Below are 17676 nucleotides of genomic sequence, written 5' to 3'. Positions count from 1 at the left end.
GACGTACGCGCCCGAGTGGTCGCTGAGGCGACCGGCGGGGGTGAGGCGAATCACGCCCTCGGGAGCGTGCGAGGTGCCCGTCCCGCGCGGGTCGTCGGGCAACGAGGGGAGTCTGCTGGTGTCCATGATGTGAGACCGTCCGGGCATCGGGGCAGGAACGGAGCGCGTCTGCGGCCAGGTGGACTGGCTGTCCTGCACACCGTGGGAACGATGCCGGGCCGCGGGGAGAAGTCGCACTCCCGGGTCGGGTGTCCGAGGAACATACCTGATGTCCGCAGAAGCTTCGAGTCACTCCTGGTACCTGTGGGACCAGAGTGACATGTGCGACATCAGGGACCAACTGCCTCGGCGACTCGTCCGTGGGCCACAGGACTCCGCGGGCCCAGGACAGGGTGAGCTGTCCGACCGTCAACCGATCGGGCACGGATTCACCCTCCTCTCGCGGGATCGCGATCCGGCCCATCCGCCGAGCCCGGAGTCCTCCAGCTCCGGTATGACCCGGCCCGCAGCTTGCCCTCCGAGTGCGGATGGCCGCCTGCGGCTGCCACGCTTAGGTTTCTGACCATGAGCACGTTCGCGCCGCAGGCTCCGCTGGTACCTCCCGCGCGGACAGCAGGGCCGCCGCTCCGGTGGATCCCCCGCTACGCCCCGGTGTGGGCCGCCGGGGCGACCGCGTTACTGCTGACACTGCTGTGGGCACGTTTCCTCGCCGCGGTCGGCGGGGATCTCGCGGCCCAGTGGGCCTGGGCGGACTTCGCCGCGCGACATCCGGACTCGGCGTACGACCTGGCCTGGTACGGCGGCATGCACCCCGCCTCGTACAGCGTCCTCGGGCCCTGGCTGATGGCACTGTTCGGGGTACGCACGGCCGCGGTGACGGCCGGTACCGTCTCGGCTGCTCTGCTCGCGCTGCTCGTGCTGCGAGCACGGGTCCGACGGCCGCTGCCTGTGGCCCTGTGGGGGGCCGTCGCCCTGTCCTGCAACGTGGCCGCCGGCCGGGTGACCTTTGCCATCGGATGCATGTTCGGCCTGGCCGCTGTGGTGGTCGCGGCCGGAGCGGACCGGGCCTCGGGGTGGCGGCGGAGCGCCGGATCGGCCGCGTTCGCGCTGCTCGCCACCTTGGCCAGTCCGGTGGCGGGACTCTTCGTCGAGGTCGTGGCGGCAGCGCTGCTGCTCACCGGTAGCCGCAGGATCGGCTGGTCGCTGGCCGTGCCACCGGCCCTGGTGGTCCTGGTCACCACCCTGCTGTTCCCCTTCTCCGGGGTCGATCCGATACCGGCGCCGACCGTCGTGATCTGCGCCAGCTGCGCGCTGGCGGCCGCTCTGCTCAGTCCGCGGTCCTGGCGGGCGGTCCGGGCGGGTGCGGCCGTGTACGCCCTCGGCGCCGTGCTCACCTGGGCTTTCAGTACGCCGATCGGGGGCAACGTCCAGCGGCTGGCGCTGATCTTCGGCGGCGTGGTGCTCCTGGCCGCGCTCTGCGCCCACCCGCCCCGGTCCCGGCGGCGGACCGCGGCCCCGCTGGCCGCATTCGTGGCTGCGGCCTACTGGACGATCACCGCGGACGTCGTCGGCATCCCCGCGCCGTCGACGACTGGGCAGGCCGCACCCCTCGTCGCCGAACTTCACCGGCTCCATGCCGACGAGAGCCGTCTCGAAGCGGTCCCCATGCTCAATCACTGGGAGGCGCGAGGGCTGGTCTCGGCCGCCGACCTGGCCCGCGGTTGGAACCGCCAACTCGACGTGCAGCGCAACCCGCTCTTCTACGACGGCACGCTCACCGCCACGAGCTACCACGCTTGGCTGCGGCGCTGGGCCGTCGGCTACGTCGCCCTGCCCGCAGCCGCGACCGATTCGGCCGGGCGCGCCGAGGCGGCTCTGGTCCGCGGCGGACCCGCCTGGTTGCAGGCGATCTGGCACGACCGGAACTGGCAGCTGTACCGCTTCACCGACGCCCTCCCACTCGCCGCTCCGCCGGCCACGGTCGGGCACGCCGACGCCGGCGAAGTGGTACTCACCGTCTCCACCGCCGGTCGGGCGACGGTGCGCATCCCCTGGTCCCCCTGGCTCGCCGTGCACGGGCCGGCCGGCGCCTGCCTCGCACGGGACGGGGACTGGACCGGGCTGGACGCACCCACCCCAGGGGTCTACCGGATCGACGCACGCTACACCTGGCCCAGGGGCACTCCCTGCTGACCGGCCACAGACCGCACCCGCAGACCGCACCGCAGGTCAGCGGATCTGACGGCGGACCAGCTCATGGAACGGACTTCCGGCGTCGGCGAGCAGTTCGGCAGGCCGTCCCTGCTGGACGATCCGGCCCTCCGCCATGACGAGCACCCGGTCGGCGTCCATGACGGTGGACAGCCGGTGGGCGATCACGATGCGGGTGGCTCGCAGCCTGCGGGTGCTCTCGATCACGACGCGCTGGGTCTCGTTGTCCAGTGCGCTGGTGGCCTCGTCGAAGAAGAGCATGCGCGGGCGGCGGATCAGGGCCTGCGCGATCATCAGGCGCTGTCGCTGCCCGCCGGAGACCGTGCCGCCGCCGTCGGAGAGCACGGTGTGCATGCCCATCGGCATGCGCTTGATGTCCTCGGCCAGTCCGGCCATCTCGGCGGCCTCCCATGCCTCCTCCAGGGAGAACGTCTCCGCGCCGCAGATGCAGTCCAGAATCGAGCCGGTGAACGGCTGCGCGTTCTGCAGGACGACTCCGCACTGACGGCGCACGGCCGTCCGGTCGAGGGAAGCCAGTTCCTGACCGTCGTACAGCACGCTGCCGGAGGCCGGCCGGTCGAAGCCGATCAGCAGCCGGAGCAGGGTCGACTTGCCGGAGCCGCTCGCCCCGACGATCGCGACGAACTCGCCCGGCCGCACCCGGAACGACACGTCGTCGAGCACGAGCGGCCCGTCCTCGGCGTAGCGGAACGACAGCTGGCGGACCTCGATCTCGCCGGACAGGACGCCGGGCGCCGTGCTCCCGCCGGCTACCTCGGGGACCTCGTCGAGCACCGGCTTGATCTGCTCGAACAGCGGCAGCACCGAGGCTCCGGAGAGCAGCGCACCGGTGAGCTGCGTCACCGAGGTCAGCACCATGGTCACGGCGGTGCTGAAGGTGAGGAAGCTGCTCGCCGAAAGGGTCCCCCGGGCCGGGCCGGCGAGCAGCATGAACATCATGAGCGTGCAGAACGGCAGATAGAGCGCGTTGAAGACGGTGATCAGGTTCTTGATCCGGCCCACCCGCCGCTGCAGTTCACGGCTGCGGGCGAACTCGCCCGCCCAGGCCGCGTAGGCGAAGTCCTCGGCCGCGGCGACGCGCAGTTTGGGCAGTCCGCGCAGCGTCTGGAAGGCCTGGTTGTTGAGCTTGTTGTTGAGCACGATCAAGCGGCGCTGCCACCGCAGCTGCCACAGGCCCAGGGCCAGGAACACCGTGCCGATGACGGCCAGCATCGCGACCGCCGTCAGCGCCAACGGGACGCTGTAGCACAGCAGCAGGACGAGGTTCACCGTACCGACCGTGCCTGCCTGCACGGCCACCGAGCTGATGCCGGACAGCACCCGGCGGATGGCGCTGACGCCCATCGCGGCGGTGGCCAGCTCTCCGGTGGAACGCTCGGCGAAGAACCGTGTCGGCAGCCGCAGCAGCCGGTCCCAGACCGCCGGTTGCAGCGTGGCTTCGACACGGCCTTCCAGCCGCAGGATGGAGATGTTCTCCAGCAGCATGAAGGCGGCGGAGACGACGGTGGTGGCCACGATCGCCAGCGAGGTCTGGACGATGAGGCTCTTCTCGGCGTTGGGCACGAAGGTACCGAGGACCTGTCCGGTCGCGATCGGGACCATCGCCCCGAGCAGCACCGCCACCAGTCCGCCGAGGACCAGGTTCCGCAGGTCGGTCCGGCTGCCGCGGAGACTGAAGCGGAGCAACCGCCATGCGGGCAGCGGCTGTTCCGGCAGCGGGCGGTAGAACATGACGGCGTGGGGCTGAAAGTCTGCCGCGTTCGTCGCACTGACTCTCGTCCGCCGTCCGGTGGTGGGATGCACGGCCTCGTAGCCACCTCGCCGCCACAGCAGTGCGACCGGGGAACCGGTCCCGGACCGATGGCCCACCAGGGGACCGGCGTTCTCCCGCCACCAGCGCCCGGAGAGCCTGACCGCGCGGGTGCGGAACCGTGAACTCAGGGCGATCCGCTCGACGGCACTCAGCCGGTCGTTCGACGCGGCACCCGGCCCGGGCGCCGTGACCGTGACCCCGGTGGCGGCGGCAACCGTCCGGCACACGGCGAGGGCGGCCTCGTCGGACCCTGCGGCCGGACTCCCGGCGCCCTTCCCCGACGCATGGGCGGAGATGCCCCCGGACGGGTTGCCGGGCCTCTTGATGGAGGCCAGCAAGGCCCGATCCGCCTGCGCCCGGACGGCTTCGCCGGCCTTGATGCCGGCCGCCGTCCGGTCCTCGTGGGCGCGCTCCAGCTGTTCGATCCGGCGATCCACCGCGAACAGCAGCCGGGTCTGCTGGCTGACCAGTCGCTGCCACATCACGCCGTCGATGAGCAGGTCCCTGGCCGCCTCCGTGCTGAACGCGGCGCCGTACTGGAGGCTTCCGGGGTCGACCGACATCCACAGGATGCCGTCGTCGGCGAACGCGTCATCAGCCGCCGGTGCCGGCCGGTCCAGCGGCGTCTCGAACACGGCACGCAGGCTCCGGCCGATACCGCGGGCGAACGCGTCCTCCAGCGGACTGAGGCCGGGCTCGGCGCCGCCGTACGACCACGGGTCGTGGTAGTCGGGACGGAGCAGCTCCCGAAGCTGGATCCGGTGCAGCACGCATCCCTGCAGGGGCCTTCCGACCAGCGTGTGCCGCGGTCCCTCGACCGGCCCGAGCAGCAGGGCTCCCGTCTCCAGCCGACCGAGGAAGTGCCAGCGCCCCTGCTCGGCGGCGTCGACCGCGAACAGGTCCATCGCGCCGTCCACGACCAGCCAGAGCACATCGGGCCCCTCCAGCGGAAGGCTGCGCAGGCTCGCGCAGTCGACCGGGCCGCCCAGACCGCCCAGGGCGCCGACCACGACGTCGCCGGGCCAGGGACCGGCGGCCATCACCTGCTGAACCGCTGTCACGTCAGTGCCCCCGAACTCAATGCTCACGGACCAACTCGGCGTACCGGCCCCCGGCAGCGACCAGTTCCTCGTGCCGTCCGCGTTCCACCACGGTCCCGTGGTCCAACACGACGATCTCGTCGCTGTCGCGCACCGTGCTCAGCCGGTGCGCGATCACGACACAGGCGCAGCCGCGCCGCCGCACGTTGTCGATGATCACCTGCTCGGTCTCCGCGTCCAGGGCACTCGTCACCTCGTCCAGGACCAGCACGCTGGGCCGGCGGACCAGTGCCCGCGCTATCTCCAGCCGCTGCCGCTGACCACCGGAGAAGTTGCGGCCGTCCTGCTCCACCCGGCTGTGGATGCCGCCGGGGCGCCTGGAGACCGTGTCGTGGACGGCAGCGTCCTTGAGCGCGGCGACGACGGCCTCGTCCGGTATCGAGGGATCCCACAGCGCCACGTTGTCCCGGACCGTGCCCTCGAAGAGGAAGACGTCCTGGTCGACGAACGAGACCGAGGCGGACAGCGAGCTGCGGGAGATCTCCTCCAACCGCTGCCCGTCGATCCGGATCTCGCCCTCCCAGGGTTTGTAGAGGCCGGAGATCAGCCGGGACACAGTGGATTTACCGCTGCCGGACCCACCGACCAGCGCGACCTGCCGGCCGGGGCCCACCGACAGCGAGAAGTCGGTGAGCAGCGGCTGGTCGAGCGGGCTGTAGCCGAAGGTGACGCCTTCCAACGTGACGTGCCCGCTGAGCCTGCGCGTGCTCGCGGCCGGCTCGCGCCGCGAGTACAGCGGATCCACCGGGAAGCTCTCGACGTCCTTGAGCCGGGCCACGTCGGCCGCGAAGTCCTGGATCCGGCCGGCTACGCCGTTCAATCGGGTGACCGGACCGGTGAAGCTGGTCACCAGCGCCTGGAAGGCCACGAGCAGACCGATCGAGATGCCGCCGTCCGCCGCCCGCTGACCGCCGATCAGGAGGATCAGCGCACTGTTGAGCGCTGCGAGCGTGGGTGCGACGACGGCCAGCACCGCGCTCGGCACGCCGAGCCGCTGCTGCCCGTCCAGGGTGATCGCGTGCTGGCCGGCCCAGCGGCGGAAGTATCCGCTCTCCCCTCCCGTGGCCTTCATGGTCTCGATCAACTGGAGCCCGCTGTAGGAGGTGTTGGTCAACCGGGCGCTGTCCGCGCGCAGCTTCTGGACGCCGGTTCCCCGGATCCGCACCACCAGCCGCAGCGCCACCACGTTGAGCAGCGCGATCAGCACCCCGAGGACGGTCAGCTGTGGGTCGTAGCTCCACAGCAGCAGCGCGTAGAGGATCACCACCACCGCGTCCACGCCGGCGGCGGCGAGATCCCTGGCCAGGGTCTCGGCCACGGTGTCGTTGGACTGCAGCCGCTGGACCAGGTCGGCCGGGTTGCGCTGGGTGAAGAAGGCGACCGGCAGCCTGAGCAGATGTCGCAGGAACCGGGCGCTGCTCAGCGTGGACGAGATCATCCGCCCGCGCAGCAGGTTCGCCTGTTGCAGCGCGGTCAGCCCGGCGGTCAGGACCACCATGGCCGCCATCGACGCGAAGAGCACGGGCAGCAACGACGTCTGGTTGCCGATCAGGAACATGTCGATGTACGTGCGGCTCAGGGCCGGCAGCACCGCGCCGACCACGACGAGCAGGAAGCTGGCGAGCACCGCGGCCAGCATCGTGCCCGAGGTGCCGCGCAGCCGCGCCGGCAGGGCGCGCACGATCCCCGGCCGCCGGCCGGCCCGGCGGAATCCGTCGCCGGGCTCGAAGGTCAGCACGACGCCGGTGAAGCTGGAGTCGAACTCCTCCGCCGACACGAATCGACGGCCCCGGCCCGGGTCGTTGAGATGCACGCCGCGGCGGCCGAAGCGGCGGCCCATGCCGTCGTAGACGACGAAGTGATTGAACTCCCAGAACAGCACGGCCGGTGCCTGGACCTGCGCCAGGGCGGCCGGCTCCATCTGCATGCCCTTGGCAGTGAGGCCGTACCCGCGTGCCGCCTTGAGCAGGCTGCTGGCCCGGGAGCCGTCGCGGGACACGCCGCAGGCGATGCGAAGTTCCTCAAGCGGCACATGCCGGCCGTGGTGCCCGAGCACCATCGCCAGCGAGGCGGCACCGCACTCCACGGCTTCCATCTGAAGCACGGTGGGGCTGCGCACCGCCTTCGGCTTTCGCGGCCTACGCCCCTTCGCGGTGGGCTCGGGCAGCGCGCGCCTCGGGCGGTGCCGCCCGGCGTTCGGCTGGTTCGGACGGTGTCTCCCGCGCCCCGGAAGCGGCATCAGCTCCGCTCCGGCGGGTTCGTGGCGCGCGGTCACGGAAGGAGCCAAGCGATCGGATGCTGGGCGGCCAGGTGGACGGTGCCGCTGACCAGGGTCGTGGACCCGATCGCGTACGGGGGGCCCTGCGCCGACGACCACGCGTACCCGGACTGCGTGCCGCTCGACCGGTCCAACTGCACCGTGACGGCCACCGGTTGGCCCTGCGCCGAGAACTGCGCGCCCAACTGGCCGTCCCCGAGGAAGCCGGTGATCTGCTGCTGCGTCTCTGGAACCCGGCCGACCGCCAGGACGCGCCCGCGCAGCACTCCGTACCGTTGCGCGGGCACCGACTGCACGGTCAGGTCGACCGCGGAACCGACCGGGATCGCCGATCCACCGCTGCTCGGCGCGTACAGCACCGCCAGCAGCGGGTCACTCGGACTGGTGACGCGCTCCAGCGTCGCGAGATCCGCCCCGGTCGCGACCACGGCACCGATTCTGGCCGACAGGGCGGTGAGCCTGCCGGCGGCGACCGTGCGCACGATCTCGACCTTCCGGTCCGTGCGCACGCTCAGCAACGGCGCGCCGTTGGACAGCATGTCGCCCTCATTGGCGTATACGGCGGTGACCTGACCCGCGACCGGGCTCTGCAGGGTGTAACTTCCTTCCGCGAAGGTCAGGATTCCGGGTGCACTCAGCTCGGGCGAAACGGAGCCGGTCATGGCCCAGAAACACGCTACGGCCATAACCACCACCGTGACCGCCAGCACAAGCCGACCCTGCGGCCGGGCCAAATGCACCGGTACGTCGAGCTCCTCGGGCGACTGCAGTTTGGAAAGCGCCTTCTGGCGGAACTGCACAGAATTATTCCTTAACCCGCACCGGTCACGGCCGGACGCAGCGGCGCCCAACCGTGACAAACGAAATCCAGCGCATCGACGCTCGGGAGAGCAGCGACGGGCCCCGGCCCGAGGAATCCCGGGGCCCATCGCCGGCTCCTAGACCGACCGGCACATGGGGGGCGGTCGGTCTTGTGCCCCGGGCGGTGACGCCTGGTGGCGATGCCTGCCGTCAGAGACCGGCGAGACCGGTGACCTGAGCCGGGACCAGGCTCGTGACCTGCGAAACCGTCTGCGAGATGGAGATGGGCAGGACGGACTCGGCGGCTCCGAGAACGGGCGAGGCGACGCCGGAGACGTCGAGGCCAAGCAGGCCGACGCCGCCGGACACGCCGTCCAGATCGGTGTCGGAAATCTCGCGGGTCTCGATCTGGGGCGTGAAGTCCTTACGCATGACTTGCGCTTCCCTTCATTGCTGTGGGGTGTTCCTGGATGATTTCGGCCGGGTCTGGAGGACGCCAAGCCGGCCGGTTCAACGGTCGCCTGGTCCCGAATTCCTGAACCAGTCCTTGTGACTTCCGCCGATTGATTGATCAAACCATCTCAACAGGCTTCCCGTCCAGCCGACTTGTCGGATATTCGGTGAACATTTTCGCACCTGACCGCAAAGGCGTGCAGTATTGCCCACGGAATTGTGACGACTTCTTCACATGGTTTCCCGAGGCCCCATTCCGACGGCTGTCCGTGCCGCAGGGCCGCCCACCCCGAGGGGTGAACGGCCCTGCCGGTCACGCGAATTACTACGGAGGCCAACTGATCGGACGTCACTTCCCGGTCGGCACCTGGTCCAGGCGGTACACCCGGCCCTCGGCGTCCCGGCGAATGCCGAACAGTTGTTCCGGATGCTGCGTCAAGCCGGTCGCCAGTCCGGCGAGAGTGCTCAGGGACGAACCCGCGCCGGCACTCAGCGGTGCGGTGGTGGTCACCACCGCGTCGGGAACCACCCGCAGCCACTGCCCGGCGCCGGCCAAGGTGAGCTGTCCGTGCACGCAGGTGACCGGGACGGCATACAGCAGCGCGTCCACGCCGGGGGCGAGAGTGCCGGGCAGTTGGAGCGCGTGCAGCCGCACCAGGGTCTCGCCCGCCTGAGCTGCGGCGCAGGCCACCACCTTGCCGGGGTCCGGCAGCGCTGACGTCGCGGACACCGAGGGCCCGGTCGGTGTGACCCGGCCGGAGGCGGTGGGCGCGGCCGGGTCACCCGGGCGGCTCGGGGCCAGGGAGGGGTGCGGTTCCGACGGGTGCGGCGTGTCCGTCGCGGAGGGGGCGATCCCCGGCGCGGAGGCGGACGGCGCCCCGCCGGATACCGGTGGAACCGGCCGCGGCGCGGGTCCGAACACACCGGAGATCGCGAACGCCGTACCGCCGACCAGCAGCCCGGACAGGGCCAACGCCGGCACGGCCAGCAGCCGGCGCCGGTGCCGCCGCTCCGCCAGGCGGCGCAGCTCGGGTCCGCTCAGCGGCGGTTCGCCCGCAGCGCTTGCCGCGAGGCCGCGCAGCGACTCCCGAAAGCGCTCATTCCGTTCGCTCATCACGCTGACATTTCCATCAGGTCGTCGGACAGATGCTTGGCCAGGGTCGCCCGGGCCCGGGACAGGCGGACCTTCACGGTGCCCTCCGGCGCCCCGGTCTCCCTGGCTACGTCAGCCACGGGCAGGTCGCACAGGTAGTGCAGGACAACCACTCGACGCTGCTCCTCGGGTATCTTGCGCAACGCTGCGACCAGCGCGGTGTACTCCGGCCCCGGGCTCGGAGCATCCGGCGGGGCGCCGTGCCGGAACACCGCCAGCAGGGAGCTGCGGGTCCGCCGCCACCTGCTGACCGCCAACCGCCAAGCCACGGTACGCACCCATGCCTCCGGCGCCCGCGCCGCGGACAACTCCTCGCGTCCGTGCCAGGCCCGGACGAACGCCTCCTGGACCACGTCCTGCGCCTCGGCCAGGTTCCCGGTCATCGCGTACAGCTGACCGACCAGCCGCGACCAGCTGCCGGCGTAGAACTCGTCGAACTCGTCAGGCGACAAGCGCTCCCGCTCCCTGCTCCGGCGGTACCCGGCCGTTCCCGCTGCGCGCGGAGGGCCGAGTACCGGGCGCAGCCACTTCGGCTGCGCACTCGATTCGCCACGTTCTCGCTCCCCCGGGCGTCGGTCCGAACATCCTGCCGAACGCCCTTGCCGAAGCCCCGGCCGGGGCCGGGGTCGGCACCGGACCGGCGCGCCGCACGCCATGGGATGGGGGGAGTCGCCATCGCCGCACGGAAGGCGCCGGTCCGGAGTCTGTCATCGCCGTACCCGCATCAGCGCAGCAGGCTCAGCACACCGGTGAGGTCCGGAGTCACCGGGCTGATCCTGGACACGCCGGGGCAGACCGTGAGCGGCTGGTGCGTTCCGGTCGCGGTGGAGACCGGGATCTGCAGCACCCCGGACTCACCCGGGATGGTCAGCGCCACGTCCTGCAGGGTCGGGCACCCGGCGGCGCTGGTGAACGAGGCGCCCACGTACGCGGTGCCGCCGGCGGCGATGGTCACCGCACCGGGGGCGGGGCTGCCGACGTTGGTCGCCTTGACGCCCGCGAGGGCGTTCCCGACGGCTATGGGGGTCAGTCCGGTCCAGCCGCTCAGCACGCAGGAGTGGTCGGTGGTGTTGACCAGCGACACCACCGTCGCCAGGATGCCGCCCGGCAGGTTGCCGACGTTGATCCCGGACGCGGCATTCGGGATGCTGACGCTCCCCTTGAGGCCGGACACCGCGCACGTCCCGCTGGCGCCGGCGACGGCCTTGCCGGCCGCCGTGCCGGCGGCCGACCTGACCCCGCCGACGGTGCCTGCGGCGGCACCCGCGACGCCGGTCACCTTGCCGGTGACCGTCGAGGCCACGCCACTCGGCAGGACGGAGGGGACGGCCGAAGCGGCCTCCGCGGCCGTGCCCGCGGCCGAGGAGGCCGCCGCACTGGCGACGCCGACGGGCTTGGCGTGATCGCCGACGACGGTGCCGGCAGCTGACTTGCAGCTGGTCAGGCTCAGCACGACGAGACCGCTGACGGCGACGGCGGCGAGGTGCCGGTGGGTGCGCGTAGCACGCATGAGGCCTTGCTCCCTGGGACTGGGGGATGAGGGACTGCAGAACCGGGGGACGATTCATGCCCTCTACGCAGCCCGGCACCTTCCCGGTTACATCCGCCGCGTCGCTTTCTTCGTGACCTGGGTCACAGTGCTGACGGCCGCCGTGCGACGAACTGTCCGCCCAGGCTCAGGCGGCCGCGTCCACCTCGTCGATGCGTCGGCGCCATTCGGCGGCGCTGGTCGGGTTGCCGAGCCGCTCGTAGATCTCGGCCGACTCCCTCCACGCCCGCACCGCGCCGTTCTGGTCGCCGCTCGTCCTCAGCACGTCGCCGAGCGAGCCGATCGAGTTCGCCAGCACGTACTGGTCGTCGATGTCCCGGGCGATCGCCACGGCCGTACGGAGAGCCTCGGCGGCCTCCGGTAGCCGGTCGAGCGCCGCGTAGGCCTCGCCCAGGTTCAGCATGCCGATCCCCTCCCCGGCAGCGGAGCGGGCCTCGCGGGAGGCCGGGATCGACTCCTGGAACGATGCCACCGCCTCTTCGGCGCGGCCGAGTTCGAGGTACAGCAGGCCCAGGTTGTTCAAGGTCGCCACGAGCCCGTAGAGGTTCGCGGCTTCCCTCCGGAGCGGCAGGGCCCGCTCGAACCAGGGCAGCGCCTCCTCGTGCCGGTCCGCGAAGTAGTACGCCATCGCGATGGACTCGGTGGCTGCCGCCTGCCCGTGCACGTCACCGCGCCGTGTCTGGATCTCCAACGACGCGTGGGCGGCCGCCAGGGCCTCGTCGATCTGCTTCAGCTCCATGTGGGCGTGGGCCAGGCTGTTGAAGGTGCACGCCTCGTGTTCCAGCCGGCCGGTGCGGCGCGCGCTCTCCAGGCTGACCGCCTGCGTCTCCAGCACGATGTCCAACTCCCGCCGGAGCAGCAGATGGTGCAGCGTCTCCATGGGGAGCAGTTGCGCCGTCGCCTCGATCCGCAGCTCGCCCGCCTGGACGGTGACGGCGCGAATGTTGGACTGCTCGGCGTCCAGCCACGCCAGCGCGTCGGCGTAGGAGTCAAAACGAAGCGTCGTGGCCGGCTCCGGCACCTCCGCCAGGTCGAAGCGGCGGCGCTCGGGCTTGACCAACTCCATGGCCTGGTACGCGCTGTGCAGGTACCAGCCACCGAGCCGTTCCACCGCTGCCCGGCCGTCGGCGTCGGGCTCGGGATCGGCGACCAGCTCCCGGGCGAACAGGTGCAGCAGGTCGTGGACGCCGTACCAGCCGGGTCTCGGCTCGCGCACGAAGTGGATGTCCACGAGCCGGTCCATGGCCTGCCTGATGGCGTCGGTGGAGCGGTCGGCGAGCGCGGCGACAGCAGGCAGGCTGATCTCGCCGCCCTGCCACAGGCCGAGCAGGCGGAAGATCCGCGCGGCTTCCCGGTCGGGCGCGGAGCTCGATCCCGCGAGCGTGTCGTGGCTCAGACCGAAGGAGACGCGGACCCCGAGGTCGTCGACCACGAGTTCGCGCAGACGGCTGCGACGTTCCGCCAGCCGGTCCGCCAGGGATGCCAACGACCAGTCGGGGCGCGCGACCAGACGTGCCGCCGCGATCCGGACGGCCAGTGGGTGCTGGTCGCACGAGTCCAGGATGCGTGCCCTGGCCTCCGGCTCGTCCCGCCCGCGCTCCGCCCCCACGATCGCGGCGAACAGCAGCTCGGCCTCGTGCCTGGCCAGCCCGCCGAGTTCGGTACGGGCGGACACGCTCAGGCTGGCGCAGCGGCTCCGGCTGGTCGCCAGGACTCCGCAGGTCGCCGATCCAGGCAGCAGCGGGCGCAGCTGTGCGGCGTCGCGTACGTCGTCCAGCAGCACGAGCACCCTCCTCGACGCGAGGTGGCTGCGGTAGAGGGTCTCCCGTTCCTGATCGTCGCGGGGTATCGCCGAGTCGGAGACGCCGAGGGCGCGCAGGAAGGACGAGAGCGCGTCGCCGGGCGCCATCGGGCGGCTGCCCGAGCCGCGTAGGTTGAGGAACAGTTGCCCGTCCGGAAAGCCGGCCGCGAGCTGGTGCGCGACCTGCACCGCAAGGGTGGTCTTGCCGACGCCGCCGGCGCCGGAGATGAGGCACAGCGATGCCGTGCCGGCTCCCCCGGTGGCAGTCGGCAGGGGCGCGGTGGCGAGCGCGTCGCACAGGTACTCGACCTGGCTCGCCCGGCCGGTGAAGTCCCGCAGGCCGCTGGGCAGCTGGGCGGGGACCGCGGGCCGGTCAGCCGGAACGGCGGCGGCGAAGCCGGACGAGGCGGTGTCGGCGGCCGGGTCGGTGGCGCGGACCGAGGCGGGTGACGACCCGTCGAGCGGCCAGGGCGGCAGCGGCGTCCCGGCCAGGATCGCGGCCTGAAGGGCCTGGCTGTGCGCTCCCGGCTCGACGCCGAGCTCGCCGACCAGGCTGCCGCGCAGCCGGGCGAACTCGTCAAGCGCCTCCGTCGAGCGGCCGGCGGCGAACTGGGCGCGCATCAGCAGGCAGGACAGCTGCTCCCGATAGGGGTGGTCCGCCTGCAGGCGCAGCACCCGCTCCAGCGCCTCACCGGGACGCCCCAGTTCCAGCTCGGCGCGGGCCATCAGCTCATGGGCCTGGATCAGGCCCTCCTGGAGGCTCGGCATCTCGCGGTCCTTCAGCACGCCGGCGGGGATGTCCTCCAGCGCGGCCCCACGCCACAGGCCGAGCGCGGCCCGCAGGTCCACGGCCGCACCGCTCCAGTCCAGGCGGGCGGCCGCGCTCCGGCCGCTTCGCCGCAGGGCGTTGAACAGCAGCAGGTCCAGCTCCGCGTCCTCGTGCAGCTCCACCAGATAGCCGGGAGCGCGGGTCCGCAGCCGTGCGCCGACCACCGGGCCCAGCGTCCGCCGCAGCCGCATCATGTAGCTGCGCAGCGTGGTCGTCGCACCCGTCGGCGGCTCGCCGTCCCATACCTGCTCGGCGAGTTCTGCCGTCTCCACGGTCTGGTTGGCCTTGAGCAGCATGGCCGCGAGCAGGATGCGCTGCCGGGTCGCGGGGATGTCGGTCCGGGTGCCTGCCTGGCCGGCCGATATCGGTCCGAGCAGTCCGAAGCGAATCTGGGACTCTGCGTCTGGCACCTGATTACCCCGGCCATTCTCTCCGTCGGTCCTGCTCCAGCTGACGCCACGCAGACGCCACGGCCGCGTGGCAGTGTAATCCCCACGGAAGGGACGCGCGGGGGCGCAGGGCCCAATTCGGTGATCATGCGCCCGACAGCCCGACACATCCCTTCGACCGGCCGAACCCGGCAGCGGTTCGGCGTCCGGTGGTGGCTCACGGGGGTGGCCACGGCCGGGGCCTGGTCGTGGCCCACGGGGGGAGCCACGGCCCGGGCCGTCCCGTCGGATCTCTCCGGCGACGTGATCCGGCGGGGCACGCTCAGGGAGAGACCGCCTCCCGCTTCGCCGCCGGGTCAGGTCGCGCCGTGACCGTGGCCGGGACGCGGGCGGTCCTGCGGCGCGAGATCCACCAGTACTCGCCGGCGACGGCGACCAGCAGCAGCCCGGCCGTCGAGGCGCTGACCACGACTCCCGCCGCAGCGTGGGGTACCGCGAGCCGGAGGCCGACGGTGTGGCTTCCGGCCGGCACATGGACCGCCACCAGGCCCTGGTCCGCCGCCACCAGCGGCGCCGGCTTCCCGTCCACGCTCGCCGACCAGCCGGCCTGGTCGGCGTCGGCGACGACCAGGTATCCGGCGCCCTGGGCGTCGACGGTGGTGGTGACGGCCTCGTTTCCGTCGCTGTCCACGGTGACGCTCGCGGACTTGCCGGAGGCGGCCGGACCGGGGGCGGAGAGCACGACCTGATCCGCCCTGACGCTGCCGCTCGCCAGCAGACCGACGCGCGCGGCCTGGTCGGTGACGACGGTGGAGCTGGAGGCCCAGCGGATGCGGGGCTGCGCGTTGAGCCGCTGGTAGATCGCGGACGTGCCGACGTGGGCGAGGCGCAGGCCGTCACCCGGGTCGGTGACGGTGTCCAGGGCGATCTGTCCCTTGTCGGCCTGGACGGTGAGCGGAGCGGTCGCGTTGAGAGTGAGCGTCGCCGTCAGCGTCGTCCCTGACGGTTCGTAGTCTGCGGCGACGGGGAACTGGTGGTTGGTCCAGAGCCTTGCGACGGGCAGCTCCTGCTGAGTCACGACCGAGCCCGAGGCGTCCTTGACGACCACGCCGAGCGTGCTGGACGGGTCGCTCATGGTCGGGGAGATGGCGTCGGTCGGAGTCAGACCGAGGCCGCGCAGGCTTCCGGTGCTCTGGAGCGGAACCGTGACCGGCGTGCCGGGCTGGAGCGTCTGCGTGGTCGCGTCCGTGGGGGCGGTCACCTGGGTGCCGAAGATCGGGTCGGTCAGCCCCGCGACGAAGTAGCTGGTGCCGATCAGGTCCAGGACCGGGCTGGTGGCCTGGGCGGGGTCGGCTGCGAAGTCGATGTAGGTCTCGAACGAGATCGGATTGCCGGGAATGGCCTGGATCAACGTCGCGAAGTCGTTGTTGATGAAGGTGTGGCCGTTGACGGCGCGCAGGTCATAGGCACTGTTCGTGCCGAAGACCATGGCGGTGATGGCGGAGGCGTAGCGCTGCTCACCCAGGTTGGCGGCGAGGTACGCGTGAGTGTCCGTCACCGGGTAGAACTGCGTGCGGCTGGAGTGCGGCCAGTACGCGGCGGCGAAGGACCCGCTCTGGACGGCGATCAGGATGGGCAGGCCCGCCGCCGCGGCGAACCGCAGTACGCGGCGCCGGCGCTGCCGTGCGGCGAGGAAGCGCGGATCGCCGAGGAGCAGGAGCAGCACCGCGCAGCCGGCACACATGATGACCAGGGCCGCACCGATCTCCAATTGGTGATGGAAGAGGGCGGTCACCGGCCACTGCTGGGCCTCGCGGACGAAACGGTCGGCCCGCAGCAGCAGGGCGGCGCCAACGGCGAGGACCACGAGGCCCAGGGCGATCGGCCAGGCGTGGGCGCGGTGCAGCCGACGCCACCACCGGGGGCCCGAGAGCGCGGGCAGTTCGGCCCGGCGGCGCAGCAGCAGCTCCAGCCCGATGGCGGCGAGGACCGCGAGCAGGAATCCGAGGACGCTGCGGGCCCGCCCGATGTAGTTCTGGGCGAACAGGCTGCTCAGCAGGGGCAGTTTCTGCACCAGTGCGAGCGGTGGGCCGCCCAGGTAGATCAGTTCGAGCCAGACCGCTGCTGCCGCAGCGAAGAAGATCCAGGCGGCGCGCGGCAGCGCGGCCCGGGCACGGCGGGGCAGCGCGACGGCGACAAGGACGAGCACGAGGGTGCCCGCGCCGACGTAGGACATCGCCTCGATGAAGTTGGGCGGCAGGATGAACTCGGGCTGCCGCTGCGGGTTGCCCGTTCCGAATGCCCACGGGGCGAAGGCGGTGATCAGGGCGGCCGGGTCGATGTGCGAGCCGGACGTCTGGGCGCGTCCCTCGACCAGCCAGGTCGGGAAGAAGTCCAGGAAGCCGATGAGCTGGAACATGGCCAGGGCGAGGCCCGCCACCACTCCGGCGATCGCCCCGACGCCCGTCAGCAGGAGTCTGCGCCGATCCCGGCGGTACTCGGCGAGCAGCCTGACCGCGACGTACGCCGCCGCGGTCAGCAGGGTGACGCCGGTGACCGAGGGGAAGCCGCCGAGCAGCATGGCGGCGACCGGGACGGCGACGAGCGCGACGTTGCGCAACCGGCGTTCCTGGACCAGTCGTTCCAGCGCCCAGAAGAGTGCCGGGATGAACGCCGCCGTTCTGGTCTGCGGGAAACCGAGCCAGGAGATCATGAACGCGCTCGTGGCGAACGCCAGGCCGCCCGTGACGGCAGCCGGTCGCGAGAGGGCGAGGCGGCGCAGGAACAGGAAGCAGGCGCCGGCCGAGACGATGATCTCCAGCAGCCGCTCGTAGGCCGGGGCGAGCCAGGTCGGCAGCACGTAGTACGTGAGCGTCAGCGGCGAGTACAGCGCGTTGTCGGGTACCGCGCCCAGCGCGCTGCCGCCTGCTTGGTAGGGATCCCAGCCGGTACCCCGGCCGTTCGACAGCGACTGCTTGAACAGGATCGTCTCCGGCAGTTCGGAGGTGATCGTGTCTGCCAGCAGGTTGTTGGTGGAGCCGGTGTCGAAGCCCGCCTCCTGGTACGGGCTGCCCGCGGTCAACTGGTTCGTGGCGGTGAGGGTGCTCGTGCCGATCAGGGGCGTGCCGATGCCCCAGAGGGCGAAGAGCAGCAGGCCCAGCGCCGCCATGACCGTGAGCGCACGGTGTGCCGGCACCTGGTGGATCTCGGGCTGTTCGGGGCGGGAGGTCATCGTCGTCCGTAGCTGGGCTCAGGTGGTGGAAGGGGAGGGCCGGAGG

At 71.7% G+C, this 17676-nt stretch carries 10 protein-coding genes; 1 reads left to right on the top strand and 9 read right to left on the bottom strand.

Annotation, left to right across the window (positions count from 1 at the left end):
- Positions 1-564: 564 nt before the first annotated feature.
- Complete coding sequence (locus ABIA33_RS19515; RefSeq protein WP_370083262.1) at positions 565-2193, top strand: MFS transporter; 1629 nt, start codon at positions 565-567, stop codon at positions 2191-2193.
- 36 nt (positions 2194-2229) lie between these two features.
- Here the strand turns inward: ABIA33_RS19515 and ABIA33_RS19510 are convergent, their stop codons facing one another.
- The 9 genes from ABIA33_RS19510 to ABIA33_RS19470 all read right to left on the bottom strand — a co-directional run bounded on the left by ABIA33_RS19510 (position 2230) and on the right by ABIA33_RS19470 (position 17630).
- A complete protein-coding gene (locus ABIA33_RS19510; protein ID WP_370083354.1) occupies positions 2230-5085 on the bottom strand; it encodes an NHLP bacteriocin export ABC transporter permease/ATPase subunit in 2856 nt (951 codons plus the stop codon).
- A gap of 37 nt (positions 5086-5122) precedes the next feature.
- Positions 5123-7384 carry an NHLP family bacteriocin export ABC transporter peptidase/permease/ATPase subunit gene (locus ABIA33_RS19505; RefSeq protein ID WP_370083352.1) on the bottom strand — a complete coding sequence of 754 codons (2262 nt, stop codon included), beginning with the start codon at positions 7382-7384 and terminating at the stop codon, positions 5123-5125.
- A gap of 32 nt (positions 7385-7416) precedes the next feature.
- On the bottom strand, positions 7417-8223 hold the full coding sequence (locus ABIA33_RS19500) for an HlyD family efflux transporter periplasmic adaptor subunit (protein ID WP_370083260.1): 807 nt from the start codon (positions 8221-8223) through the stop codon (positions 7417-7419).
- Between the two features lie 211 nt (positions 8224-8434).
- Positions 8435-8656: a type A2 lantipeptide gene (locus tag ABIA33_RS19495; RefSeq protein WP_370083258.1), complete on the bottom strand. Its 222-nt coding sequence runs from the start codon at positions 8654-8656 to the stop codon at positions 8435-8437.
- Between the two features lie 370 nt (positions 8657-9026).
- Positions 9027-9791 (bottom strand): hypothetical protein, encoded by a 765-nt coding sequence (locus ABIA33_RS19490; protein WP_370083256.1) that lies wholly within the window; start codon positions 9789-9791, stop codon positions 9027-9029.
- Entirely contained in the window at positions 9791-10282 is a 492-nt protein-coding gene (locus ABIA33_RS19485; protein WP_370083254.1) for a SigE family RNA polymerase sigma factor, read from the bottom strand. The genes ABIA33_RS19490 and ABIA33_RS19485 overlap by 1 nt, the downstream gene beginning before the upstream one ends.
- Before the next feature lie 272 nt (positions 10283-10554).
- Positions 10555-11340 (bottom strand): hypothetical protein, encoded by a 786-nt coding sequence (locus ABIA33_RS19480; RefSeq protein WP_370083252.1) that lies wholly within the window; start codon positions 11338-11340, stop codon positions 10555-10557.
- A 166-nt stretch (positions 11341-11506) separates the two neighbouring features.
- Positions 11507-14419: a BTAD domain-containing putative transcriptional regulator gene (locus ABIA33_RS19475; protein WP_370083250.1), complete on the bottom strand. Its 2913-nt coding sequence runs from the start codon at positions 14417-14419 to the stop codon at positions 11507-11509.
- Between the two features lie 301 nt (positions 14420-14720).
- Positions 14721-17630: a YfhO family protein gene (locus ABIA33_RS19470; protein WP_370083248.1), complete on the bottom strand. Its 2910-nt coding sequence runs from the start codon at positions 17628-17630 to the stop codon at positions 14721-14723.
- Between the last annotated feature and the right edge of the window lie 46 nt (positions 17631-17676).

The organism is Streptacidiphilus sp. MAP12-16, from assembly GCF_041262165.1.
Lineage (GTDB): Bacteria > Actinomycetota > Actinomycetes > Streptomycetales > Streptomycetaceae > Streptacidiphilus.
Note: the sequence above shows the minus strand (reverse complement) of the source record. Positions and strands in the feature narration are given on the sequence as shown.